The 26,360-nt window shown below is 27.6% G+C and carries 23 protein-coding genes and 1 riboswitch; all 23 genes read left to right on the top strand.

What is annotated here, in order from left to right; genetic code table 4:
* Positions 1 to 56: 56 nt before the first annotated feature.
* Positions 57 to 314, top strand: a complete 258-nt coding sequence (locus ESOMN_RS02220) for a TIGR04561 family membrane protein (protein WP_157844492.1) — start codon at positions 57 to 59, stop codon at positions 312 to 314.
* Positions 314 to 1,246, top strand: a complete 933-nt coding sequence (locus ESOMN_RS02215; protein WP_051445516.1) for an MSC_0882 family membrane protein — start codon at positions 314 to 316, stop codon at positions 1,244 to 1,246. Before ESOMN_RS02220 ends, ESOMN_RS02215 begins: the two co-directional genes overlap by 1 nt.
* Positions 1,247 to 1,360: 114 nt before the next feature.
* A complete protein-coding gene (locus ESOMN_RS02210) occupies positions 1,361 to 3,505 on the top strand; it encodes an ATP-dependent Clp protease ATP-binding subunit (protein WP_051445515.1) in 2,145 nt (714 codons plus the stop codon).
* Between the two features lie 11 nt (positions 3,506 to 3,516).
* Positions 3,517 to 4,536 (top strand): heat-inducible transcriptional repressor HrcA, encoded by a 1,020-nt coding sequence (gene hrcA / locus ESOMN_RS02205; RefSeq protein WP_024863332.1) that lies wholly within the window; start codon positions 3,517 to 3,519, stop codon positions 4,534 to 4,536.
* 1 nt (position 4,537) lies between these two features.
* Positions 4,538 to 5,146 carry a nucleotide exchange factor GrpE gene (locus ESOMN_RS02200; RefSeq protein ID WP_024863331.1) on the top strand — a complete coding sequence of 203 codons (609 nt, stop codon included), beginning with the start codon at positions 4,538 to 4,540 and terminating at the stop codon, positions 5,144 to 5,146.
* Between the two features lie 16 nt (positions 5,147 to 5,162).
* Positions 5,163 to 6,959, top strand: coding sequence for a molecular chaperone DnaK (gene dnaK, locus ESOMN_RS02195; protein ID WP_024863330.1), 1,797 nt, complete (start codon positions 5,163 to 5,165; stop codon positions 6,957 to 6,959).
* A gap of 53 nt (positions 6,960 to 7,012) precedes the next feature.
* Positions 7,013 to 8,131 (top strand): molecular chaperone DnaJ, encoded by a 1,119-nt coding sequence (gene dnaJ, locus ESOMN_RS02190; RefSeq protein WP_024863329.1) that lies wholly within the window; start codon positions 7,013 to 7,015, stop codon positions 8,129 to 8,131.
* A gap of 120 nt (positions 8,132 to 8,251) precedes the next feature.
* A riboswitch (purine riboswitch) is annotated at positions 8,252 to 8,346 on the top strand.
* Positions 8,347 to 8,433: 87 nt separating this feature from the next.
* Positions 8,434 to 9,975 carry an NCS2 family permease gene (locus ESOMN_RS02185; protein WP_024863328.1) on the top strand — a complete coding sequence of 514 codons (1,542 nt, stop codon included), beginning with the start codon at positions 8,434 to 8,436 and terminating at the stop codon, positions 9,973 to 9,975.
* Between the two features lie 86 nt (positions 9,976 to 10,061).
* A complete protein-coding gene (mnmA, locus tag ESOMN_RS02180) occupies positions 10,062 to 11,189 on the top strand; it encodes a tRNA 2-thiouridine(34) synthase MnmA (protein ID WP_024863327.1) in 1,128 nt (375 codons plus the stop codon).
* Positions 11,190 to 11,252: 63 nt separating this feature from the next.
* Positions 11,253 to 11,867, top strand: coding sequence for a hypothetical protein (locus ESOMN_RS02175; RefSeq protein ID WP_024863326.1), 615 nt, complete (start codon positions 11,253 to 11,255; stop codon positions 11,865 to 11,867).
* Positions 11,868 to 11,944: 77 nt separating this feature from the next.
* Complete coding sequence (locus ESOMN_RS02170; RefSeq protein ID WP_024863325.1) at positions 11,945 to 14,068, top strand: DUF2779 domain-containing protein; 2,124 nt, start codon at positions 11,945 to 11,947, stop codon at positions 14,066 to 14,068.
* On the top strand, positions 14,056 to 15,018 hold the full coding sequence (gene fmt, locus ESOMN_RS02165) for a methionyl-tRNA formyltransferase (protein WP_034942316.1): 963 nt from the start codon (positions 14,056 to 14,058) through the stop codon (positions 15,016 to 15,018). The genes ESOMN_RS02170 and fmt overlap by 13 nt, the downstream gene beginning before the upstream one ends.
* Positions 15,018 to 15,572, top strand: a complete 555-nt coding sequence (locus tag ESOMN_RS02160) for an ECF transporter S component family protein (protein WP_024863323.1) — start codon at positions 15,018 to 15,020, stop codon at positions 15,570 to 15,572. The genes fmt and ESOMN_RS02160 overlap by 1 nt, the downstream gene beginning before the upstream one ends.
* 64 nt (positions 15,573 to 15,636) lie before the next feature.
* Entirely contained in the window at positions 15,637 to 16,194 is a 558-nt protein-coding gene (gene efp / locus ESOMN_RS02155) for an elongation factor P (RefSeq protein WP_024863322.1), read from the top strand.
* Between the two features lie 27 nt (positions 16,195 to 16,221).
* Positions 16,222 to 16,518, top strand: coding sequence for an MMB_0454 family protein (locus tag ESOMN_RS02150; protein ID WP_024863321.1), 297 nt, complete (start codon positions 16,222 to 16,224; stop codon positions 16,516 to 16,518).
* 10 nt (positions 16,519 to 16,528) lie between these two features.
* Entirely contained in the window at positions 16,529 to 17,812 is a 1,284-nt protein-coding gene (tig, locus tag ESOMN_RS02145; RefSeq protein WP_024863320.1) for a trigger factor, read from the top strand.
* A gap of 123 nt (positions 17,813 to 17,935) precedes the next feature.
* Positions 17,936 to 20,272 (top strand): endopeptidase La, encoded by a 2,337-nt coding sequence (gene lon, locus ESOMN_RS02140; RefSeq protein WP_024863319.1) that lies wholly within the window; start codon positions 17,936 to 17,938, stop codon positions 20,270 to 20,272.
* 55 nt (positions 20,273 to 20,327) lie between these two features.
* Entirely contained in the window at positions 20,328 to 21,578 is a 1,251-nt protein-coding gene (locus ESOMN_RS02135; RefSeq protein ID WP_024863318.1) for a replication-associated recombination protein A, read from the top strand.
* Positions 21,572 to 22,126 (top strand): DJ-1 family glyoxalase III, encoded by a 555-nt coding sequence (locus ESOMN_RS02130; protein WP_024863317.1) that lies wholly within the window; start codon positions 21,572 to 21,574, stop codon positions 22,124 to 22,126. The genes ESOMN_RS02135 and ESOMN_RS02130 overlap by 7 nt, the downstream gene beginning before the upstream one ends.
* 30 nt (positions 22,127 to 22,156) lie before the next feature.
* Complete coding sequence (locus tag ESOMN_RS02125) at positions 22,157 to 24,067, top strand: cysteine peptidase family C39 domain-containing protein (protein ID WP_024863316.1); 1,911 nt, start codon at positions 22,157 to 22,159, stop codon at positions 24,065 to 24,067.
* A 45-nt stretch (positions 24,068 to 24,112) separates the two neighbouring features.
* Positions 24,113 to 24,625 carry an rRNA maturation RNase YbeY gene (gene ybeY / locus ESOMN_RS02120; RefSeq protein WP_024863315.1) on the top strand — a complete coding sequence of 171 codons (513 nt, stop codon included), beginning with the start codon at positions 24,113 to 24,115 and terminating at the stop codon, positions 24,623 to 24,625.
* On the top strand, positions 24,618 to 25,523 hold the full coding sequence (gene era, locus ESOMN_RS02115) for a GTPase Era (RefSeq protein ID WP_024863314.1): 906 nt from the start codon (positions 24,618 to 24,620) through the stop codon (positions 25,521 to 25,523). Before ybeY ends, era begins: the two co-directional genes overlap by 8 nt.
* 21 nt (positions 25,524 to 25,544) lie before the next feature.
* Positions 25,545 to 26,354, top strand: coding sequence for a DNA repair protein RecO (gene recO, locus ESOMN_RS02110; protein WP_024863313.1), 810 nt, complete (start codon positions 25,545 to 25,547; stop codon positions 26,352 to 26,354).
* The last annotated feature ends 6 nt before the right edge of the window (positions 26,355 to 26,360 follow it).

Genomic DNA, 26,360 nt, shown 5'->3' with positions numbered 1-26,360 from the left:
AGTGGTTGTTTTTATTACTTTTTAGTAAAATCATATAAAGAATGGTGGGATTAATATTGAACACATTTTTAGTAGATTTGATTATTTTTGGTGTTACCATCCGTTTAGAGATTATTCTTTATATTTTTATTGGTGCCGCAGGATTAGCTTTGATTATTTATCTTTTAAATTTGTTATTTCGTAAAAATAAGTTTAAAGAAAATAACATTAAAAGCGAAGATATTAAAAAAATTAAAGAACTAGAAAAAAGAAAAATGGATATCGATAACGAGATATCTTCGATAGTAAAAAGTAGAAAGGAAGGGATTAATTAATGGGTATTTTTAATAAAGATAAAAATAACATTCCTGTACAATCTAATGGTCAAAACATTTTTGCTAATGATTCAAAAATATCTAACCCATATAAAAAAGTTGATTTAAATAACGACTACTTAAATCCCAACGATTTAAATGGCGGTCAATTTTATCAAAATCATCGCCCTTTAAAACCTAATTTTTCTAAACAAGAATTGAATAATGCTCAGATTCCTTCGCAAATAGCAAAAGAAATTCGCAGCGAAAAACTGAGAGTTGTTATGTTAATGATTTTAGGTTTTTTAGCGATTAGCGTTGCTTTATTTTTTATTATCGTTATTTATGCAATTGATCCAGCTGCTGATGGATCTAAAATAAAAATTCCTTATGAATGACAACCAAATCCTGTGCCAATGTTTATATTAATGTTTATTGGTTTAATTTTTTTGATTTTAGGTTCAGTTGATTATTCTCATGTCTTAATATCTGTTAAAAAATATCGTGGCGACATTTTAATGGGTGATGAAGGGATACCTTTCTTTATGATCAGAAATTATAAAGCTTTAATCGCAAGACCAATTTACATGAATTGAATATGTTTCAACATTTATGTTTGAGGCGGTATTGTTATCGGGATTTTTTATGCAATTAAAGCAACAACTAGCTTAGGCATGAAAACTGAAATAATAATTACTTTAGCTATTCTTTGTTCGACATTGATTGTCCATTTAATCGCTTTAGTTACAACAAGAGCTCGCAAAGGAAATATTAATGCTTATTATGGTTATGAAATCGTTCCTTTTGATCAAGTAAAAGATATTCGAAAAAGAACAAACAAAATATCAATGATAATTTTTTTCATATTTCTTGCCATAATACTTTGTGTAATTGTTGTACCTTACATAATAATTAGAAAAAACCGTAATAAACCAATTATTCCTTTCATTTAATAAAAAAGAGCCGTGAGGTTCTTTTTTATTAGCACTCTTATATTGACTTTGCTAATAAGTTTGCTAAAATAATTAAGAACTTAAAAAAAGTTAATTATTGGAGGGAAATTTACTATGGAATTTCAGGAAAAAGGAAATGTCAATGATGCTTTATCAAAATATACAAGAGATTTAACTAAAGATGCAAGAGACGGAAAAATTGATCCAATTATCGGAAGAGATGAAGAGATATTACGTGTTATTAGAATTTTATCTCGCAAAACAAAAAACAATCCTGTGCTAATTGGTGAACCAGGAGTCGGAAAAACTGCTGTTGTTGAAGGTTTAGCCCAAAGAATTGTGCGCGGTGATGTGCCTTCGGTTTTAAAAAATAAAAAAATTTATGAATTAGACATGGGATCGTTAATGGCTGGTGCATCTTATCTTGGAGATTATGAAGCTCGTGTAAAAGCGATTGTCAATGAAATAAAGAAATCTAACGGTGAAATAATTTTATTCATGGATGAATTGCATTTAATTGTTGGAGCCGGTAAAACAGGTGGAGGCGGAGGAATGGATGTCTCTAATCTACTTAAACCAGCTTTAGCAAGAGGAGAATTGAAATCAATTGGGGCAACTACTCTTAACGAATATCGTGAATATATCGAAAAAGATGCAGCTTTAGAAAGACGTTTTCAAAAAGTCATGGTTTCAGAACCAACTGTCGATGAGACTGTATCTATTCTGCGTGGTTTAAAAGAAAGATTTGAAAATTATCATGGAGTAAGGATTCATGATAATGCTTTAGTTGCAGCAGCTGATTTATCTAATAGATACATAGCTGATCGTTTTTTGCCCGATAAAGCAATTGACTTAGTTGATGAAGCTTCGGCAACAATTAAAACTGAGTTAGCTTCTGTGCCAACTGATTTAGATAACTTAAATCGTAGAATAATGCAATTAGAAATTGAAAGAAGTGCGCTTTCAAAAGAAAAAGATTCAAAATCTCAAGATCGCCTAATTGAAGCCGAAACTGAATTAGCTTCTCTAAAAGAAAAACAAATGGCTTTAAACGAACAATGAGAAAAAGAAAAAAGCAAGTTAGAAAAAATAAATAAATTAAAATCAACAATTGAACAATTGAAAATCGAATTAGAAACTGTTCAAAACGAAGGTAATTACAAGAGAGCTGGAGAAATTCAATATTCATTATTACCCGCTTTAGAAAAACAATTGGTTGAATCAGAAGTTAAAATTAAAGATTCAATGTTAACCGAAGAAGTTACTGAAGAAGAAATTGCAACAATTGTAGGAAAGTGAACAGGGATTCCAGTTGATCGATTAGTAGCATCAGAAAAATCTAAACTAATGCATTTATCAGCTTCATTAAAAGAAAATGTCAAAGGGCAAGATGAAGCAATCCAAGTAGTTACTGAGGCAATTTTAAGAAGCAGAGCAGGGATTAAAGATCCTGATAAACCCATTGGTTCATTCTTGTTCTTAGGTCCAACCGGAGTTGGTAAAACTGAAGTTGCAAGATCGTTAGCAGATGTTATGTTTAATTCTCCTAAAAAAATGATTCGCTTAGATATGAGTGAATTTATGGAAAAACAAAGTGTTTCTAAATTGATTGGTGCTCCTCCTGGTTATATTGGTTATAACGAAGGCGGTAGGCTAACAGAAGCTGTTAGAAGAAATCCATATTCAATAATTTTATTTGATGAAATTGAAAAAGCGCATTCAGATGTATTTAATGTTTTATTACAAGTTTTGGATGAAGGTAGAATAACTGATTCATTAGGAAAAACAATTGATTTTAAAAACACAATAATCATAATGACTTCAAACTTGGGTAGTGAATATATGATTAATGCAGAAAAACCTGAAGACATTAATAAGGAATTAATTCAAAAAGAATTGCAAAAACATTTCCGTCCTGAATTTTTAAATAGAATTGATAATATTGTTTTATTCAATCCTTTATCAAAAAAGGTTATTGCAGAAATTATTGATAGAATGTTAGAACAATTAGCATTTAGACTTGAAAATACTCATTCTTATTTGATTTCTTTTTCATCTAAAACTAGAGATAACATTCTAAATAACGGATATGATAAACAGTTTGGAGCAAGACCAATTAGAAGATACATCGAAAAAAATGTTGAAACTTTACTGGCTAAAGAAATAGTTTCAGGAAATTTAATTGAAAATAAAAAATATGTAATTAATGTTGATGACAATGGAAATTTTATTTTAGAAGATTCTAAAGCCCTTAACTAGAAAGGTTGACAATGTTAACAGAGAGACAAGAACACATATTAAAAGCTATTGTTCAAGAATTTATTAAAACAGTTCAACCTGTAGGATCTAAAAGAATTTTGGAGTTGTTGAATGTTGATATATCTTCTGCAACCATTAGAAATGAATCAGCAGCGTTAGAAGAAAAGGGTTTTTTGGAAAAACAACACACATCTTCTGGAAGAGTTCCTTCTACACAGGGTTATCGTTATTATGTTGATTTTTTAATGAATAAAACAGACAACACTGATTTAAAAAAACAATTAGAGAAATTAAAGAGTTTGCGAAGTGAAAACATTGATGTTGTTTTAAATCAAGCTTCATCAATAATTAGTGAAATGACTAAACTAACCGCTATCATTTCTACTAAAGGGGCTAATGATAGTGTGGTTTTGAAAAAAATTGATTTAATTCCTTTATCGAATAAAAATGCTTCAGTCATATTTGCGCTATCAAATGGAAGTATTCAAACAAAAGTGTTTAATTTAAACAATACATCGCTAAACGATTTATCAATTTCAATTAAATTATTTTCTGACTCTTTAATAGATACAGAAATATCTAACATTGCTAATAAAATGAATTTAATTAAACCTGAACTTGAAGCAAATGTTAAAAACTATGAATATATTTTACAAACATTTTTACAAACTATTTTACAATCGAATGATGTTAAAAGAGAAATGTATGGAATGAAATATATGTTAGAAAATCCAGAATTTAATGACACTGAAAAAATAAAAAGTGTAATCAACTTAATGGAACATATGTCACCATTCGATTGATATGATGTTCGTTATTCTCAAAATCAACAAATTAACAAAATTAGTACAAAAATCGGAGAAGAAATTAGCGTTGATGCAGGGGACATAGGAATTGTGGGTACAGAATTTGAAAAAAATGGCAGCACCACATCTATTACCTTAGTTGGTCCTAAAAGAATGGATTACAATCAAGCAAATCAATTAGTTCAATGATTGCTTGAACTTGTGAATGAAAGAGGTGAAACTTAGTATGAGTAAAGAAAATAATCAATTAATCCCGAAAAATATTTTAGAAATTTTAGAAGGTTTAAAAAATCCTATAGAAACAAATAATGCAAACAATGAGCCGAAAGAAAATTCAAAAGAAAATCAAAAACATAAAGAAACTAAACCTTATGAAGTTTTAAAAAAATATCTTGAAGAATTAGTTTTAACTAAAAATAAATTAGAAGAACAAAATTTAGAATCAATCGCTAAAATCCAAACAATGGCAAGAAGACACAAAGAAGAAGAAATCAGCATTCGTAAGTATGGGGGCATTAAATTAGCTGAGGAAATTATTAAGCCAATAGATTTATTTAAAAAAGTTTTGGAAATGCCTACAACAAGTGATGAGGTTAAAAATTATTTAATGGGTTTCAATATGATTGTTAACCAATTAGAACAAGTATTTAGTGACAACGGCATTACAGTTATTTCTGTAAAGCCTGGAGATAAATTTGATCATACAATTCATAACGCCAATGAAGCAATTGAATCCAATGATTACAAAAAAGATGAAGTAGTTCAAGTTATATCGAACGGATATAAAATGCATGATCGTGTAATTGTACATGCCATAGTAAAAGTAGCAAAATAGGAAAAGGGGAAAAATTATGAGTAAAGAAAAAATTATAGGAATCGATTTAGGAACAACTAATTCAGTTGTTTCAGTTATGGAAGGTGGACAACCAATAGTTTTAGAAAATCCAGAAGGACAAAGAACTACAGCTTCAGTTGTTGCTTTCAAAAATTCAGAAATTATTGTTGGTGGGGCTGCTAAAAGACAAGCAGTTACTAATCCAAATGTTGTAATCTCAGCAAAAAGAAAAATGGGTACAACTGATAAATTTCATGTAAATAACAAAGATTACACACCAGAACAAATTTCTGCTGAAATCTTAAGATACATTAAAAAATATGCAGAAGATAAATTAGGGGAAAAAATTACTAAAGCCGTAATTACTGTGCCTGCTTATTTCAATGATGCTCAACGTAAAGCAACTAAAGATGCCGGGACAATTGCTGGATTGAAAGTTGAACGTATTATTAACGAACCAACTGCTGCTGCATTAGCTTATGGATTAGAGAAAAAAAATAAAGAACAAAAAGTTTTAGTTTACGATTTAGGTGGAGGAACATTTGATGTTTCAATTCTTGAATTGGCAGATGGTACTTTTGAAGTTTTATCAACATCTGGTGATAACAAACTTGGAGGGGATGATTTTGACCAAAAAATTATTGATTGATTAGTGTTTAAAATTAAAAACGAAGCAAATGCAGATCTTTCAAAAGACAAAATGGCTTTACAAAGATTAAAAGAAGAAGCAGAAAAAGCTAAAATTAATTTATCTTCTCAATCAGAAACAGAAATTAATTTACCTTTTATTGCCATGAATGCTGATGGTCCAGTTTCTTATTCAACTAACTTATCAAAAGCAGAATTCGAAAAAATGACAAAGGACTTAGTTGATAGAACTTCAAAACCTGTTAAAGATGCTCTTGAAGCAGCTAAATTAAAACCATCAGACATCAATGAAATTTTATTAGTTGGAGGATCAACAAGAATTCCTGCTGTTCAAACTTTAGTAAAAACATTATTAGGAAAAGAACCAAACAGAACCATTAATCCAGATGAAGTTGTAGCTATGGGTGCTGCAATTCAAGGTGGAGTTTTAGCAGGTGATGTTACAGATGTTTTATTATTAGATGTAACTCCACTTTCTTTAGGAATCGAAACAATGGGTGGAGTGTTTACTAAGTTGATCGAACGTAACACTACAATTCCAACAGAAAAATCGCAAATCTTTTCAACAGCAGTAGATAATCAACCAGCAGTTGATATTAACATTTTACAAGGTGAAAGACCTATGGCTGCAGATAACAAATCTTTAGGTCAATTCCAATTAACAGGAATTAAACCAGCACCTAAAGGGACTCCTCAAATTGAAGTAACTTTTAAAATTGATGTAAACGGAATTGTTTCAGTAACTGCAAAAGATAAACAAACAAATGAAGAAAAATCGATCACTATTTCAAATTCTGGTTCATTAAGCGAAGCAGAAATCGAAAAAATGGTTAAAGAAGCTGAAGAAAATTCTGAAGCAGATAACAAAAAACGTCAAAATATCGAATTAAAAAATAAAGCTGAATCATACATTAACATTATTGAATCTTCATTAGCTGAAGCAGGAGATAAAATCACTCCTGAGCAAAAAACTCAAAGTGAAACAATGGTTAATGAAATTAGAGAATTGTTAGCAAAAGATGATTATGATGCTTTAGCACAAAAAATGGAAGAATTAGAAAAAGCAATGACAGCTGCTGCAGAATTTGCAAATAGCCAAGCACAAGCTAATCCAAGTGAAAATATAGAAGAAAATTCTGAATCAGATAAATCAGAAAATAATTAATATTCTAAAAACTAACTATTAGTTAGTTTTTATTGTTAATTAAGAAAGGTAAAATGGCAAAAAGAGACTATTATGAAATTTTAGGATTATCTAAAAATGCTGATGAAACGGAAATCAAAAAAGCATATCGGAATCTTGCAAAAAAATATCACCCTGATGTAAATAAAGGTCATGATGCAGAAGAAAAATTTAAAGAAGTCAATGAAGCTGCTCAAATTTTGTTAGATAAAGATAAAAGAGCTATGTATGACAAATTAGGCCATGCAGGAGTTGATGGGCAATCAGGATTTGGTGGTTCAGGATTTGGTGGTTTTGAAGATTTTTTCTCATCAGCTGGAGGATTTGGAGATATTTTTGGTAGCATGTTTGGCGGAACTGGACAAAGTTCTAGTTCTCGCAGAAATTATGGCCCTTCAAGGGGTGAAGATATTGTTGTTGATGTTCAATTAAATTTTAAAGAATTAATGTTTGGTGTTGATAAAATAATTAAAACTAAATTATTAACAAAGTGTAAGACTTGTGATGGTATTGGAGCTCCAAATAAAAATGATGTTAAAACTTGTGGTCAATGTGGCGGAAGTGGTTCAATAATGACAACTCAAAGAATGGGACCATTAAGTTTCCAATCACAAGCTAAATGTCCAAACTGTAATGGGGCAGGAAAAACATTCGCTAATAAATGCCGCGATTGTTCAGGACATGGTTATAAATTTGAAACTCAAGAAATAACTTTACCTATTCCAAAAGGAACTAGACCCGGTCAACAACTTATGATGTCGGGTGCAGGACACGCTAGTGAAGATGGTGGTCCTAACGGGAATATTTATATTAACGTTGGAATTATTAAAAGTAACATTTTTTCAATTTCTGGATCATCTGATTTAATTATGAATTATAACATTTCTTATTTAGATGCAATTTTAGGAAATGAAATCACAATTGAAACTTATGATGGAATCATTAAAATGAAAGTTCCTAAAGGAATTAATTCAGGAGAGTATATCACAATCAAAGATAAAGGGTTGCATAAGGATTCTCACTCTCATAAGCGTGGAGATTTAAAATTGAAAGTAAATATCGTTGTTCCTTCATCAGCTTCCAAAGAAGTTAAAGAAAAATTAGAAGAAATTAATAATAAAGATGAATTTAAAGCAAAAAATAAATTAGAATAATTTGTGTGTTTTGTGTGTATTTAAAAATAAACTGGACAGAAAAAAGCGAATTTACTTACTTGTTACCCCTTTTTATTTTTAAGTACACTTTTTTTATGGTTTTTATTATAAAATAATATTGTAAATTGAATAAAGAAAACTTATATAATCCTCCATATTGGGGAGGAGTCTCTACCTAACACCTATGTTAGCCTATGAGTTGTTTAACTATCTTTAGTTACGAGTTTTCGTATTTCTGGAGATGGTTTTTTTGTTTCTAGGTTTTCCTTTAACAATTTGCAAATAATTAAGAAAGGATAAAAATGGATACAGAAAATCTAATAAATTTAGAAGCAAATAAACAAAACAAATTTGCTAATCAAACCCCCGAACAAACGGCTGCTCTTAATGCTAAAAATTTTAAATTTAGTCAAAATAAAGCAATATCAAAAATTCAAAAGTATTTTAAATTTGATACTTTAGGTTCTACTTTTAAAAAAGAAATAATGGGAGGTTTGATAACATTTTTGGCAATGTCTTATATTTTATCTGTAAACCCAGCCATTGTTAGTAACGCTGTTTCGATTCATGATCCTAATCAACACATGAATACATTTGGAATTTTTTTAGCCACAGCACTAACGTCTTTTATTGGGACTTTTGTGATTGGAATTTTTGCAAATGTACCTTTAGCGGTTTCTGCTTCAATGGGTCTTAATGCAATGTTTGTTTTCAACATTGCCAACGGAAGTGGAGGAATTGGATATGAGGGTGCTTTGATTGCAACTATGTTATCATCAATTGTTTTCGTTATTTTATCAGTTACTCCTTTAAGAAAATTAATTATTAATGCTATTCCAAAAAGTTTAGTTCTTGGTGTCGGAATTGCAATCGGTTTTTTCATTTCTTATGCTGGAATATCTGGAATGGGTTGAGTTGCTAAAAGCGACGGCGGTTTACCAATTGCTTCTTTAGCGATTTTAAGAAATAATTATCCAATGATCATAGTAGGAACTTTTACATTTGGTTTAATGTTAATTTTGCATTATAAAAAAGTTCCTGGTTCAGCTGCTTTAGCAATTTTAACAGGATTTATAATTGTGGTTATTGTTGCCAATTCTTTACCTGATAATCATTGATTAGTTGTTGATAAAGGTGGTTTCGGAGCATCCAATTTTTCTTTAATTGGTCATGGTTGAGAATATGATTTTAGTGGTTTTACTTTAAATATTAAAAATACCTGAAAAGAATTTTCTAACCCCGAAATTTGAAATAAGCCAGTTTTATATATTTCAATATTTGTTGTTATGTTTATGTGTTTTTTTGATGCGACAGGAACATTAGCTGCTACAAGTGTTCAATTAAATAAACGAACTAATCAACATCACGAAATCCAACAAAAAGCTTTAATCGTCGATTCAGCTTCAACTGTTATTGCCGCTTCTTTAGCTTCAACTCCTGCTTGTGTTTATGTTGAAAGTTCAGCCGGAATTGAACAAGGAGCAAGAACAGGTTTTGCTTCAATTATTACTGCATTTTTATTTTTATCATCAATTGCTTTATTTCCTATTTTTAAAGCAATTCCTCAATGTGTTACTTCTGCGGCTTTAATATTTGTGGGAATTATGATGATTACAGGAATAACAGAAATAGAATGAAAAAAACCAGAATTTTCAGTAGCAGTATTTTTAACTATTATGTTTATGATGGTTACTTATACAATTGCTAATGGAATGGCTGTCGGATTTATTGCTTATACATTCATTATGATAGTTACAGGTAAAATAAAACAAGTGCCTATCGCAATGTGACCGTTAACAGCGATTTTTATTGCCTATTTTGTCGCAACATCCTTTATTCAATAACTAACTTAATATGTTAAAATAAAATTGCTTGTTTGTTAAAATGAGCAATTTTATTTTTATATAAAAATTAAGAAAAGAGAGTCAAAATGAAAAAGAAAGTGATAGTAGGTTTATCAGGTGGTGTTGATTCTTCGGTTGCGGCTTTATTGCTTTTGGAACAAGGTTATGAAGTTGAAGGTTTATTTATGCGTAACTGAGATTCAAATGTCAATGGTGATATTTTGGGTAACAATGAATCTCCTGATGAAATTTGCACCCAAGAACAAGATTATATAGATGCTACTCGTGTAGCTGACAAATTAGGCATTAAATTACACAGAACAGATTTTATAAAAGAATATTGAGATTATGTTTTTGAATATTTTATAACAGAATATAAAAAGGGCAGAACACCAAATCCTGATATTTTGTGTAATAAATATATAAAATTCGATAAATTTCTTGATCATGCAATTAATAATTTACATGCAGATTACATTGCTATGGGTCATTACGCAGGTGTTAGATTCAATAATACAACCGAACAATTCGAAATGCTTCGTGCTGCCGATCAAAATAAAGACCAAACATATTTTTTGTGTCAATTAAATCAAAAACAATTATCCAAAACATTATTTCCTTTGCAAAATTTAGAAAAAAGCGAAATTAGAAAATTAGCAAAAGAACATAATTTAGCAACTGCAGATAAAAAAGATTCTACTGGGATTTGTTTTATAGGTGAACGAGAATTTACTAAATTTTTACAAAATTATATACCAAATCAACCCGGAGATATAGTTGATATCCATACTCAAAAAATAGTTGGAAAACATATCGGTGTTATGTATTATACAATCGGTCAAAGAAAAGGTTTAAATCTTGGTGGAATGGATGAACCTTATTATGTTGCTAAAAAAGATATTGAACAAAAAATAATTTATGTTGCTAAAGCAAGTGATGAATCGTTTTTATTATCAAAATCTTGTGAAGTTAATGAAATTAACTTTACTTTAGATATTAGTAAATATGTTGATGATGTTAATGATTTTGAGTGTTCTGCAAAATTTAGATATCGTCAAAAAGACCAAAAAGTATTTTTGAAAAAAGTTGATTATAAAACTTATCAAGTAATTTTTGATAATCAAGTTAAAGCTGTAACAGAAGGTCAAGAAGCAGTTTTTTATTTAAATGAGATTTGTATTGGTGGAGGAGTTATTAATAAAGTTTTTAATTAATAATGCGAAAAAGAGACCCTATTAATTTATAATTTAATTATTGAGCAAATTTAGGAGAAAATCATGAGTACAATGAATATAATTTTGATCGTTGTTCTTTTAGCTGTAATAGTTTTTGTTATTGTAACAACAATTACAGGGAGAAAAGCATCGAAAAAAGAAAAAGCTAAAAGATATCAAGAAGTAAGAGATAGAATTAAACAATATCTAGCAAAAACCGAAAATAAAAAAAATTTAAGAGTTGAGTTTGAAAAAGTTTATGCTCGTAAAGGTGCTGAATATAAATATCGTGACGTCTTTGACGTTATTGTTGAAATAATCGAACCTAAGACTAACAAAATTGTAGAAATTACCGCTTATGAAATCGAAGGAATCACAACTAAAATTGATAAAAAAAATTATAAAACAAATTGAGTTGTTAATACTACATTAGATTTAGACGAAACTAAAAAAAGAATTGCTATAGCAGAAAAAGAAATTAAATTAACAAAAGAAGAAAAAAGAACTTTAAAACAAGAAGAAAAACTTCGTGAAAAAGAAATGCGCGAAAAAGAACGTTTGGAAATGAAAGAAGCAAAAATTGCTGCTAAACAAACTAAAACAAATAAAAATTCAGAAATCGAAAGAGTTACAAGAAAAACAGGGGACAAATTTGTACCCACTAGAAGAAAAGATTAATAATCTCATGGTTGGTATAAATTGCCAACCTTTTTATTTGGTAAAATATAGTTATTGTAATTAAACAAGGAGTTTATATGACTAAAATTTATAAAAGTAAAATAAGTAAAGAAGACTTTAAAGTGATTATGACTACTTGTTTTAAATCTGCGTGAATTACCTATAATAAAGAAAATTTTCTCCAAGCATTAGAATGAAAAAAAAATAAAAAATATGAATATTTTATAGAAAACCAAATTGAAAGTGAAGAAGATTTTAATAGTGATTCTTCATCTATTGATTTATTTGAAACTTATAATGATTTGCTAAATGATAATTTTAATGAAAATAAAGAAAAATTAAAAACATTTGATCAACATTGAACCGATGAAGAAGGCTTTGTTTTAGAAAAATTTGTAGGTGAACAAATTGAAAATGGAAATGCTGTCGGTTTAGCAGCAAGAGAATATTATTCGATAATTAATGCAAAAGAAAATCTTGAAAATAAACTTAACAAAAAAATTTTAGATTTGAGTGATGAAACTTTTGAAAAAGCTTTAAAATCAACTACACAAAATTTAACAAATAAGGAAATAAGTTATATTTTTGAAGCGACATTTCAATATGATGAAAATAATTTTAAAACAAGATGTGACATTTTAAAAATTAAAGAAAATCGCCATGTTGAAATCATTGAATTTAAAGCAACAGCAAAAGTTAAAAAAGAACACTTTTTTGATTTGCTTTATCAAGTTTGAGTTTTAGAAAAAAACGGAATGATTGTTGACAATGTTTTTCTAGGGCATTTAAACAATGAATATTTAACAGATTATGGATCAGTTACTAAAACTGAAATTGAGGAATTTATTAATTCATTTGGTGAAATTAATTTTTTAGATATAAAAGATTTTGTTAATAATGATTTTCATGTTGAGCCAACTAAAGAAAAAATTGATGTAGATTATAATAAATTGTTCATTATTGATGAAAATTTTAAAAACTATAAGAAAGGTGGAATTAAAATTATTGATTCCATCAATTCATTTAGAGAAGTAAATGATTTGGATGAACTTTTTTCAAAATATTCAGATATGTTTTCTTGAGATAAAAATAAAATTGAAAAATATTTTGATTTTGACTATTGTGATTCTCCATTTATTTTTAATAATAATATTTTAAAATGAGAAAATGAATTTTTAAAAAATGAAAACAATTGTTATTGTTTTCATGTAGTTAAATGATTCGATAAAAACCGTCAGACTTTATTTAACATTCCTAATTTAGCAAATAAAACAAAAGCTAAATTATATAAATTTTCTGACAAAATTTATTTAGATGATATTTCAAGTCTTGATGCTAGTTACTTTCCTTTAAATGAAAAAAACAAGAGTGAGTTTAATGAAAAGCATTATATATTTTTTGATTCATATAAAAAATATCAACAAAATGGTTTTCAAATTAATTGGTCTGATTGTGTGAATAAACAAGCAATTGGTGAATTAAATAATATGTTGAATTTATATAAAAATTTTCCTGTTTATATGTATGATTTTGAAACTATAAAGTGAGCAATTCCGAAATTTGCTTTAACATCAGCATACATGCAAATACCTTTTCAATATTCTGTGGATATTATTTATGATGAAAATTTTGATTACAATAATGCTGAAAATACAATGAAGCATTTTGATTTCATTAGCAAAAATAAAAAAGATCCAAGACCTGCATTTATTCAACAGTTTTTAAAAGATATGTTTAGTCAAGGACCTGGAGTTTATGTTGCTTACTATAAATCTTTTGAGAAAAATGTTTTAAAAAAATTAGCTTTCTTATTTCCTGAATATGCAAAACCGTTGCTTTTTATTGCTCAAAATACAATAGACTTAATGGATTTTTTTCAAGGTAATAAAAGCGAAAATAGAAGTTCATTTTTAATATATCACCCCGATTTTGCAGGATCATGTTCAATTAAAAAAACACAGCCCGCTTTAGACCCTAAATTTTCTTATAAAGATTTAAAAATTAACAAAGGAGATAAAGCGTCTCAAACTTTTAGAGAATATGTTGAAGGTTTGGTTGATGAAAATGCATGAAAAAAATTAATCAAAGAGGATATGATTAAATATTGCAATCGCGACACTTTAGCAATGGTTGTAATTTTACAAAGAATTCAAGAAATATTTAATGACTTTAGAAAGGAAAACCCACAATGGATAAATTAAAAATAGTTTTTTGTGGAACTCCTGAAATCGGGGCTACAATTTTAAAAAAACTTACAAAAATGCCTAATATTAATGTTTGTTTAGTAATTACACAACCAGACAAGGCTGTGGGAAGAAAAAAAATTATTACCACAACGCCTGTAAAAAAAGTTGCATTAGAAAATAATCTTAAAGTGATTCAGCCCCTTAAGATTGGAACAGAATTTGAATTTATTAAAAATTTAAATCCAGATTTTATTGTCACGTGCGCTTATGGTCAATTCATTCCTTCAAAAATTTTAGAAATACCTAAAATTGATTCCATTAATTTACACGGGAGTTTATTACCTAAATATCGTGGAGGTGCGCCTATTCAATATGCGATTGCAAACGGAGATGCTCAAACTGGTATTTCGATTATGAAAATGGTTAAAGAAATGGATGCTGGAGATTATTATATTCAAGAAGCTATTCCTATAACACTTGAAGATAATGCTGGAACTATTTTTCTTAAACTTGCTGATTTAGGAGCTCGAATGCTTGAAGAAAATATTTGAAAAATAGCAAATCGAGAATTAATACCAATTCCTCAAAACCCTAAAGAAGTTACATTTTCTAAAAACATAACAAGTGAACAAGAAAAAATTGATTGATCAAAAAGTAATTTTCAAGTCTTTAATCAAATAAGGTCTTTGCAACCTTGACCAATTCCCCACACTTTTCTTGAAAATGAAAGGTACAAAATTGGTAAATGTTCTATTACAAATTTATTTTTACCTGAAAAAATAAAAACCCAAAAATTTAAAATCGGAGAAATAGTTTTTTTCGACAAAGAAGGGATTATTGTAAAAACAGGTGAAGGTTATTTAAAAATTTTAGAAATTCAAAGACCGGGAAAACCAATGATTGATGCAGGTTTAGCAGCTAATGGTCAATTTAAGGATTTACAGATAGGAGCGACTTTTAAATAATGTATCGTTTTAAGTCAATTAGATATATAGTTGAAGCATCAATGATTTTAGCAATTTTGGTAATTCTTTCTTTGACAACTTTGTTTTTTAAAATTAATGACACAACATTTCAAATAACTGATGGTTTATATTTAGTTCTTTGTGCTTTAGTTCCGGGTCCCATGATGTTAGTTGTTGGTATTTCCTATTCAACAATTATCGATCTTATTTCCGGGGGTTTTATTTTTATACCAATTACAATAACAATTCATATACTGATGTTTTGTGTTGTTAAAATTCTAAAAAAACCAATTTCGCCTTATCTTTCTTTTATTGTTGCAGCGTTATTGATTTTCATATATGTCTTTTATGTATATTTATTAAACTTAAATTTAGGGCATTTACAAGCTCAAAATGTTGCTATAAAAGAATTGATAACTGATTCGATTCAATTTGGAATATCAATTATTATTAGTTTTGTTCTTTATTTTTTCTTGAGTAAAAAAAATATCAAAACGATATTATTCAATGATAACAAATACAATAGCTTTAAAAGCAACAAAAGTAGATATTAAAAATAGTGATATATTGCTATAATTAATTAAGATTATTAGAATTTAAAAGGGAGATTTTAAGTAAATGCAAGTAAATGATTTAAGACCCGGAACAACATTTTTATATGAAAATAATATTTTTGTTGTTTTGGAACAATCTTTTTCAAAAACAGGTAGACAACAAGGAAAAGTAACTGTTAAAGTTAGAAATTTGCGTACTGGTTCTAGAACTGACATTACTTTTACTGGTGGTGACAAAGTTGAAAAAGCAATGATTGAAAAAAAAGATATGCAATATTTGTATAACGATGGAAACGATGCTTTCTTGATGGATATCGAAACTTATGAACAAGTTCAAATTCCGATGTCAAGATTAGAATGAGAACAAAATTTTTTAACTGACGGTTTAATGATAAAGATGACCGAGTACGATGGTGAAATTTTAGGAATAAATTTGCCAGATAAAGTTGAATTAAAAATTGTTGAAGCTGAAGCAGCGGTTAAAGGTGATACAACATCAGGTGCACAAAAAAAAGCTAAAGTTGAAACAGGTTGGGAAATTCAAGTTCCATTATTTGTGACAGAGGGCACTGTTGTACTAATTTCAACAATTGATGGTAAATACTCTGGAAGAGTACAATAATTTTTAATAAGAAAGTGAGGTGTTCAAATGTATATTTCTGTCGAAAGAAATAATCGCGGTAGTTTAGATATTGAGCAATATGCTCTTAATAAATTAATTCAGTTTACGGTTAATAGTTCACTTAACAAAGAGGTTAAGGATGTATCAGTATTAACTCATTTGCATCATGATAATTTAATTTATGTGTTGATTAAAATAACTTTATTGGATGGTGTTAGAAAAATTGAAATTGACGAAAAAAGTATTAACAAATCTGTAGAAGAAATAATTATTAAAACACTTGATTTAAAACCAAAAAACATTGCTATCGCATATAGCAAATAAGGGAGAAAAAATGAAATTTTTAGAAGAAAAAATAAAAGATAAAGGTCAAGGTAAGTGATCTGTAACAATTGAAGGTAAAGAATGAGAAGAAATTCTAAAAAAAGCCAAAAATAGAGTTAGAACAAACATAGAAATACCAGGATTTAGAAAGGGTAAAGCTCCAGAAAGTGAAGTTGTTAAGTTATTAACTCCATCAAAAATTTATAATGAAGCGTTTAGAATTTCGGTGCAACCAGCTTTTGAATTTGCTCGTAATTCTGAATCAAAACTTGAACCAATGACTAGCCCTGAACCAATTCCTTTTAAAGTGAATGAGAAAGAAATAATTATTGATTTCGTATTTGATTTAAAACCTGAAATTAAATTAGGTAAATATACAGGAATAAATTCAATTTCAAAAGAAAAAATTGAAGTTACTAAAGAAGATTTAGAACAAGCTATAAATCAATACCAACAAAAATTTGTGATGGAAAAAATCCGTGATCAAAAAGAAACTATTAAAGACGGCGATTCAGTAACATTTGATTTTAAAGGTTTCATTGATGGCGTTGCTTTTAAAGGTGGAGAAGCAAAAGATCATACTTTAATAATTGGTTCTAACCAATTTATTCCAGGTTTTGAAGCTTCAATGATAGGAAAAGGTTTAGGAAAAACATCAATTAATGTTAAATTTCCTGAAGATTACACTCCCGAATTAGCAGGAAAAGATTCTACTTTTGAATTAGAAATTAAAGAAATTAAAGAAAGAATTTTACCTAAAAAAGATGATGAACTAGCAAAAGATTTAAACATTAAAGGTATTACTACTTTTGCTGAATTAGAAACTAAACTTAAAAGTGATATTTTAATTCAAAAAACTGAAAGCATTAAAAATCAATTTGTTAACAACGTGATTAATGAAGTAATTAAAGATTCTGAAATTGATTTACCTGCTTCAGCTATAAAGCACCAAATTCAAGATCTAAAAAAAGAATTTGAAGAACAAGTTAAACGTCAAGGATTAACATTAAAAGATTACAAAAAAGCAACAGGACTATCTGATGCTGATATTGAAGCAGAAATGGTTGATGATGCTAAATACAGATTGAATTCTTATCTTGTAACCAGCGAAATTAAAATTAAAGAAAATTTTGTTCCAACAGAAAAACAAATAAATGAAAAGTACAATGAGTTAGCAACTAAATTTGGGGTTGAACAATCTTACATTAAAGAAATTCTTGGTTTAGAACAAATTAAAGCTGAAATGCAAAATGAATTATTAACTAACTTTTTATATGAAAACAACGGTAAATAATAATTATTTTAAAACTGAAAATATTAAAACAAAAAGGAAACTTTTTGTTTTTTATTAGCACTCAAATGTTGAAAGTGCTAATAAATATGTTATTATAATCGTGTACCTTAAGGAGGAACGGAAATGAGTAAAAAAGTAAACCTTCCAGTTTTGGTGACTAGAGGAATTGTGATTTATCCCAATTTTTCAGAATCAATCGAAGTTGGTCGTAAACAGTCTGAAGATGCAATTAGAGCTGCTATAGATAATTTTGATGGTCAAATTATAGTGACATCGCAAAAACAAATTTCGGACGATAATCCTTCAGTTGAAAATATTTACACTACAGGAACACTTGCTAAAGTTGAAATATCAAAAAATTGAAAAGATGGTACATTAACTGTTTTATTAACAGGATTGCAAAGAATTAAATTAGAAAATATTTCTTTAAATGAGAAAAGTTTTTTCATTGCTGATGCAATCATTCTTGAACCAAAAACAGAATTTAGTGAAGAATACCTTACTGAAGCTGTTGAGTTAATTAAAAAATTAAAACTAGAAATAAAACAAGTTAGTTCTGAAGTTGAAAGTTTTATTTCTAATCCAAGTTCTGAAAAATTAGATGAAATTGTTGATAAATTATCAACAGAATCGCCAGTTTTTAGTACTGAGCAAAAAGCAGAATTGATTACAACAATTGATCCAATTCAAAGACTTGAATACTTACTAAAAATTTATGGAACTAAATTTGTAACATCTGATGTCGATAATTTAATTGCTAAAAAACTTAAAGAAAAAATGGATAATCAACAAAGAGATTATTATTTGCGTGAAAAAATGCGTGCAATTAAAGATGAACTTGGCGAAGGCGAAGGCGCTGATATAGATATTTTAGAAAAATACAAAGCTCGTTTAGATAAGGAACCTTTTCCTAAACATGTTAAAGAAAAAATTCTTTCTTCTATTTCTAAATTAGAAGGAATGCAATCTGGTAGTGCTGAAGCCAATGTTGAAAGAAACTATATTGAATGAATGATGTCACTGCCTTGATGAGAAAAAACAGAAGACATTGAAGATTTAAAACATGCTAAAGAAGTTTTGGATTCTCATCATTATGGATTAAAAAAAGTGAAAGATAGAATTATTGAATATCTTGCTGTTAAATCAAAAACTAAGGATTTAAAAGGACAAATAATTACATTAGTAGGTCCTCCTGGAGTTGGTAAAACTTCATTAGCTAAATCAATTGCTGAAGCAATAGGACGTAATTTTGTCAAAATATCTCTTGGAGGAGTTAAAGACGAAGCGGAAATCAGAGGTCATCGTAAAACTTATGTTGGTGCTATGCCTGGACGTATCATTCAAACAATGAAACGCGCTAAAGTTAAAAATCCTTTGTTCTTATTAGATGAAATTGATAAAATGGCATCAGATCAAAGAGGGGATCCAGCTTCAGCAATGTTAGAAGTTTTAGATCCAGAGCAAAATGCTGAATTCTCAGATCACTATATCGAAGAACCTTATGATTTAAGTAATGTTATGTTTATTGCTACAGCTAACTATCCTGAAGACATTCCAGAAGCATTATACGATCGTATGGAAATCATCAACCTATCAAGTTATACTGAAATTGAAAAGATGAAAATCGCTAAAGATTACCTTGTGCCAAAAGTTCTAAAAGAACACTCTTTGACAAACGAAGAAATTGAATTTAAAGATGAAGCATTAGATGAATTAATTAAATATTATACTCGTGAAGCCGGTGTACGTTCTTTAGAGAGATGAATTTCTTCTGTAGCTCGTAAATTTATAGTTAAATTGTTAAATAAAGAAGTAACTAATGTTGTTGTTGACAGAAAAGTTATTAATGATTATCTTGGAAAAAGGTTGGTAGAGCACTCAGATAAACAAAAAGTATCTGAACCTGGTGTGGTTACTGGATTGGCATATACACAATTCGGTGGAGATATTTTACCAATTGAGGTTAATTATTTTCAAGGTAAAGGTGGTTTGACTTTAACAGGTAAACTTGGAGATGTTATGAAAGAATCTGCAACAATAGCTCTAGATTTTGTTAAATCAAATGCTGAAAAATATGGAATAAATCCAGATTTATTTGAAAAGAATGATATTCACATCCATGTCCCAGAAGGAGCTGTTCCAAAAGATGGACCATCAGCTGGGGTTACTATGGTTACCGCTATCGTTTCTGCTTTAACTAATAAACCAGTTTCTAAAGAAATTGGAATGACAGGGGAAATTACTTTAAGAGGTTTAGTGTTTCCAATTGGTGGATTAAGAGAAAAATCTATTGCCGCTTCTAGAAGCGGATTGAAAAAAATCTTAATTCCAATGAAAAATTTAAAAGATCTTGATGAAGTGCCTGAAGAGGTTAAGGCAGTTTTAGAAATCAAAGGTATTGAACACTTTGATCAAACATTTTCAGAAGTTTTTGGATCTAACTCTGAATTAAGTAAGTAAGATTTTGTAGTAAAATAACTAGTGTAAACTAGTTATTTTTTTATAGGAGGATAAAATGAATAAAAAGCCATTAGCATTTATTTTAAGACCCATATCAACTAGAAATATAGTTGGTCAATCAAAAATTAACTCATCTAATGGTTTAATTCAAAAAATGATTAAAAACAACTTTTTGACTTCATTGATTTTTTTTGGACCACCAGGAACTGGTAAAACTTCCTTTGCGATAGCATTAGCTAATGACCTTAATGTTAAATATGAAATTTTTAACGCTTCATATGATAAAAAAGAAAAACTGGACAAAATAATTAATTTAGCTAAAAATGAAAATAATTTTATTTTGATAATTGATGAAATTCATCGTATGAATAAAGATAAACAAGATTTATTGTTAGAACATATGGAAGCCGGTAATTTAACCATTTTTTCTACAACAACCGAAAATCCTTTTTTTGTTATTAATCCCGCAGTTAGATCGCGTTCAACAATAGTTAAGTTAGAATCGATTACAAATCAAGAAATGTTTGAATATTTCGATAAATTGCTCTCTGATAAAATTATTAATTTAAAAATATCTAATGAAGCATTAAACTATTTAATCGAAATTGCGGGCGGGGATCTACGTAGCGCTATTAATAATCTGGAATTATTTATTAATTTATATGCTGATGAATATATTGATTTGGATTTAGTTTTAAAAGTTATGCCCTTAGCTAAAACAAGAAGTGGTGGTTATGGAGATGATTTTCATGATTTAAAATCAGCTTTACAAAAATCTATTCGAGGAAGTGATATTAATGCGTCATTATATTATTTTTCGAGATTAGTACAAATTGGTGATTTTGAAACATTAATGCGCAGAATGGTTATTATGGCATATGAAGATATAGGTTTGGCAAATCCCAATATTCCTATCCATGTTTTGAAAGCATGCGAAAGTTTTAGAATTATTGGCATGCCTGAAGGTATCATTCCTTTAGGTTTAGCCATTGTAGAAATGGCTTTAAGTGAAAAATCTAATTCCGCATACCTCGCAGTTAACAAGGCCATGAGTGATGTTGAAGCAGGAATTATTTTAGATGTTCCTAACCATTTAAAAGATACTCATTATAAATCAGCAGCGAAACTTGGTTACGGAAAAAATTACAAATATCCTCATGATTTTAAAAATGATTGAGTTGATCAACAATACCTACCTAATGAAATAAAAAATGTGCAATATTATAAACCTAAAATAAGTTCTGCTTATGAAAAAAAAGTCATTGAACTTTACGAAAGAATGAAAGGGAAAAAAATAATATGATAAATATTGGATTATTTTTACATAACAAATTTGAAGAAATAGAAGCCGTTGCAGCAATAGATATTCTAAGAAGAGCAAACTATAACGTTGAAATTATATCGGTTGAAAATAACTTAGAAGTTACCGGTTCACACGGGATTAAAATCATTTCAGATATAAATATATCTGAAGCTAATTTTGAAAAGTATAATGGATTAATTATTCCTGGTGGTCCTGGAATTGAAAAATTAATTAATAATGATATGTTTTTAAAAATCATTACTGATTTTTATAGAGAAGACAAAATGTTAGGAGCTATTTGTGCTGCTCCGCAAATTTTAGGTAAACTCCAGTTACTTAACAACAAATTTATTACACATTTTCCAGGAGCTGATAAATTTTTATTGAATGCAAAAATAGATTTATCAAAACCTTCAATTATTGACAAAAATATTGTGACCGGACAATCAGCAGGTACTGCTGTCCAATTCGCTTTAAATATAATTGAATATTTTGAGGGGATTGAACGAAAAGAAAAAATGAGTAAAGAAATTGTTACAAATTATAATTAATATTTCTAATTATAATTGAGGTGATAATTTGTGGAATTTGTAAAACAAGATAGCAATAATGATTGTGGAGTTGCTTGTATGGCTATGATTTACAATCATTTTTTCAAAAAAAGTATACTAACGTATGAAATTAAAGAAAATTTAAATTTAGGTGATGATGTTTTAAGTTTTTTTGACCTAATTAATATAGGATCAAAATATAATTTAAAAGCATCACCTTTTGCTTGTGAAACAAATATGTTGAGTGAACAAAAAAACAATTTACCAATTATCTGTCAAGTTCAAAATGAAGTTGGCTATGTTCATTTTGTAATTGTTATAGAAATGAATGAAAATTTATTCAAAATTGCAGATCCGAGTAAAAATAAAATTTGTAAGATACCGAAGCAAAAATTTCTCGATTCATACTTAGGTAATATTTTAATATTTAAAAAAGGTAAATTTGTTAAAAATAAACTGGATTTTAAGTTTGAATTCAAAATAGCTTTTAAACACATATGGTGAATTATCTTATTGTTTTCTTTAACTTCAGCAATAAATACATTATTGTTATACAATTCTCTTTTTGTTAAAAGCTTTTCAAACTGATTTACTGATACGTCTAATATATGGAATGACATATTGGTTTTTTCTTTACTTTCTTTATTAACTAGTTTATTATTTTTTGCAAAAAGTATTTTGTTTAAACGTTTTAAGGTATTGATATTACAGGATAATTTAAATTTGATAAAAATTTATTTCAAAAACATGTCAAATGAAGAATTCTGTAAAATTAGTTTTCATAAAAAAGAGAATCATTTACAAAAGTCTCATATCTACACACTTTCTTTTATACAGCTCTTTTATAATTTTCCAAATTATCTTTTATTTATGATTTTTTTATCTTTTATGATTATTGAAATTTCTGTATTAATTTTTCTAATTTTAATCACATTTATTTTTTTAGAAGTTTTCTTGAATTTCATAACACTTAGTATTGAACAAAAAAATAAATACAAACAAGAAAATAAAAAGCAAAAAAGTATAAAAATTATTTATGATTTCTTATCACTTAAAAATAAAGAAACCGAAAAAATAACAAAAGAAATTATTTATGATTTGCAGGAAAATTTAAAAAATAGTTTTGAATATTTCTTTAGTAAAATTTCATATTTTGTTGTCATGTTATTTTCCTATTATTTGATAAAAACAAATCAAATAGATTATTCTGATGTTTTGTTTTTAACAATAATTTCTTTTAGTTTAAATTCAAATATAAAATCTTTTTTTAAGTTTTCTACAAATATCATTTTAAACAAAAATGGGAAAAAATATTTAAATATTTTTTTGAAAACTAAATCAATTGAATTTACTAATCTTAATGAAGAAATAAATAGTATTCGAATAGTTAATTTAACAAAAAATATTAACGAAATTGATGTGTTAGAAAATTATAATTTAACAATTAAAAAAAATACTTTTATCAAAAACCATGGAGAACTTTTATTAAAAATTTTAGGTGACAAGATAAATTTTTATACGGGAAAAATAACTTTTAATAATATTGATATAAAAATTATTAGTAAAGAAAGTCTTTCGAAAAGAATAAAATATTTTGAATCATATTCAGAAATTGATTTAAATTCCAATGTTTTAAAGCACATTGTTGGTGAAACTATAGACGTTAATATTTTTAAAGAAATAAATTGTACAAATATTTTAAAAAACAACAACATTAACTTATTTGATAAAATTTCTTCTTTAGATTCTAATCAAAAAAATTTGGTTAACTTTTTATCTCTGTTTTTTACAAAATTTGAAACTATATTTTTGAATAATCCTTTACCTAATTTTTCTTTTGAATTTAAAGAAGAACTTTATAAAAAGTTTTTAGAATTAAATAATAAAAAAGCTTTTATTGTTTTGACTGATTTAAACCATGATTATAGTCACTTATTTTAAATTTTTAAATATTGTTATTATATAATTTATTTAAAGGAACATTCAATGATAGATATTTTTTTCGATAACAAAGCAAAAGTTAATATGACAAAATTTCAAGATCTTGCTATAAAAGTTATTGAAAAAGGTGTTTCGGAACTAAAATTAGAAAATCAAAATATTGAATTATCTATAACTTTTTTAAATGAAGCTGAAGCTTTAAAAATGAATAAAACATACCGAAATAAAAATTATATACCTGATGTGATTTCTTTTCCTATTTTTTTAACCAATAAAGAAATGAAAAAAATTAAATCTAGAGAAATTGGTGACATTTTTATTTGTTTTGAAGAAGCTAATAAAAAAGCTATTAAGTATATGCATACAATTGAAGAAGAAATGTGTTTCCTTTTTGCGCATGGTTTTTTACATTTGTTGGGATACGATCATGAAGAAAGCAAAAAAAGAGAAAAAGAAATGTTTGATTTACAAGAAAAAATTTTATTGTCAATAGGTGTAGAATATCAAATTAAATTTGCAGAAGAAGATTATGAAAAGGATAAAAAACATTATGGCTAATTTTAAATCAGGATTTGTATCAATAGTTGGTCGTCCAAATGTCGGAAAATCAACACTTCTAAATAAAATTATGGGACACAAAATTTCGATTGTAACAAGTAAAGCTCAAACAACAAGAAATAATATCAAAGGAATACTAAACAAAAAAGACGCATATCAAATTATTTTTATAGATACTCCAGGAGTGCATAATCCAAAAAATGATTTGGATAAAGTTATGAACGCTTCTGCACTTAAAAGTATTAAAGATGTTGATTTGGTTTTGTTTTTAGTTCCAGCAGACGAACCGATCGGTAAAAATGATAATTTTTTATTAAACGAATTAGAAAAAAGAGATGTACCCAAAATTCTAGTTATAACCAAAGCAGATAATGTTAAAAAAGATAAATTATTAGAAAAAGTTATTGAGTGAAAAAGTTTAAGTTCTAACTTTAAAGACGTGGTGATAACATCTTCTGTTGAAAATATTAATATTGAAAAACTTAAAGAAATAATTTTAGATAAATTACCAGAAAGCGAACATCCTTATTATCCATATGAAACAATTACTGATCAGCCAAATAGATTTTTAATCAGAGAAATAATAAGAGAAAACATTTTATTAAAAACAGGACAAGAGATACCTCATAGTGTTGCCATATTAATAGATGATTTAGATGATGAAGAAAATATTTTAAATATATCGGCATCTATTATAGTTGAACGTAAATCCCAAAAAGGAATTATAATAGGTAAAGCTGGAAACAAAATTAAAGATATAAAATATAAGTCAAAAAAAGAATTACAGGAAATATTTGGTAAAAAAGTTAATTTGGAAGTTTTTGTTAAAGTTCAAGAAAATTGAAGGAATTCACCTTCATTAATTAAAAAACTTGGCTATGACAAAGATAAGTACTAAAAACCAAAAAGAGGTGAACTTATGGCCGCAACAATATTTAACGCAATTGTTTTAGATTCTTTTGATTTTGATGAAAACGCTAAAATAGTAACAACTTTTTCTGATAAATTCGGTAAAATCGCTTTTGTAGCACTAGGTGTAAATAAAGTGAGTTCTAAAAATAGATACTCTATACAAACTTTTTCTAATTCAGAATTCGAAGTTTTTAAAAGCAAAAAATATAATGGACTATCCAAGTTGAAAACAGGAATTTTAATTAATCAAAACAACAATATAGCAAATAACTATGATGATTACTTATATGTTTCTTGTATTTCCAAAATAATTATTTCAGGAACAAATTTTGATCAAAAAAATTATAAATTATATAATTTGTTAAATGAAACAATTAAAATTATTAATAATAAAAAATCATCATTTTCATGTTTTGCATTTTTTTTGTTTTACGCTATGAATTTTTTTGGCGGCAGTTGATCCTTGAATCAATGCCTTAGATGCAAAAGAACTAATCCGATAATAAAGACATTCTCATTTAACGATTTTGGAATTATTTGTCATAATTGTTTTCAAGAAAATGACACAGAGTATTCTTATGAATTTATTTCATTTTTAAAAAAAATAAACGATAATAATATCGCTTATATGATTGAACAAGTTAATAACTCTTCTTTTTTAATTGCGTTACTATATGCGTTGATAACATATTATCAAAAAGTTCTAGGTATCGATAATAACCTGTTTTCATTTTTGTTGAATAAGAAGATTTTTTCAAAAGAAAACCTTCTTAACAACACTTATAGTGTCTTGACAAAAGCGGGAAAATGAGTATAATAAAAG

The sequence above is a fragment of the Williamsoniiplasma somnilux genome, from assembly GCF_002804005.1.
Taxonomy (GTDB): Bacteria; Bacillota_I; Bacilli_A; order Mycoplasmatales; family Mycoplasmataceae; genus Williamsoniiplasma; species Williamsoniiplasma somnilux.
Note: the sequence above shows the minus strand (reverse complement) of the source record. Positions and strands in the feature narration are given on the sequence as shown.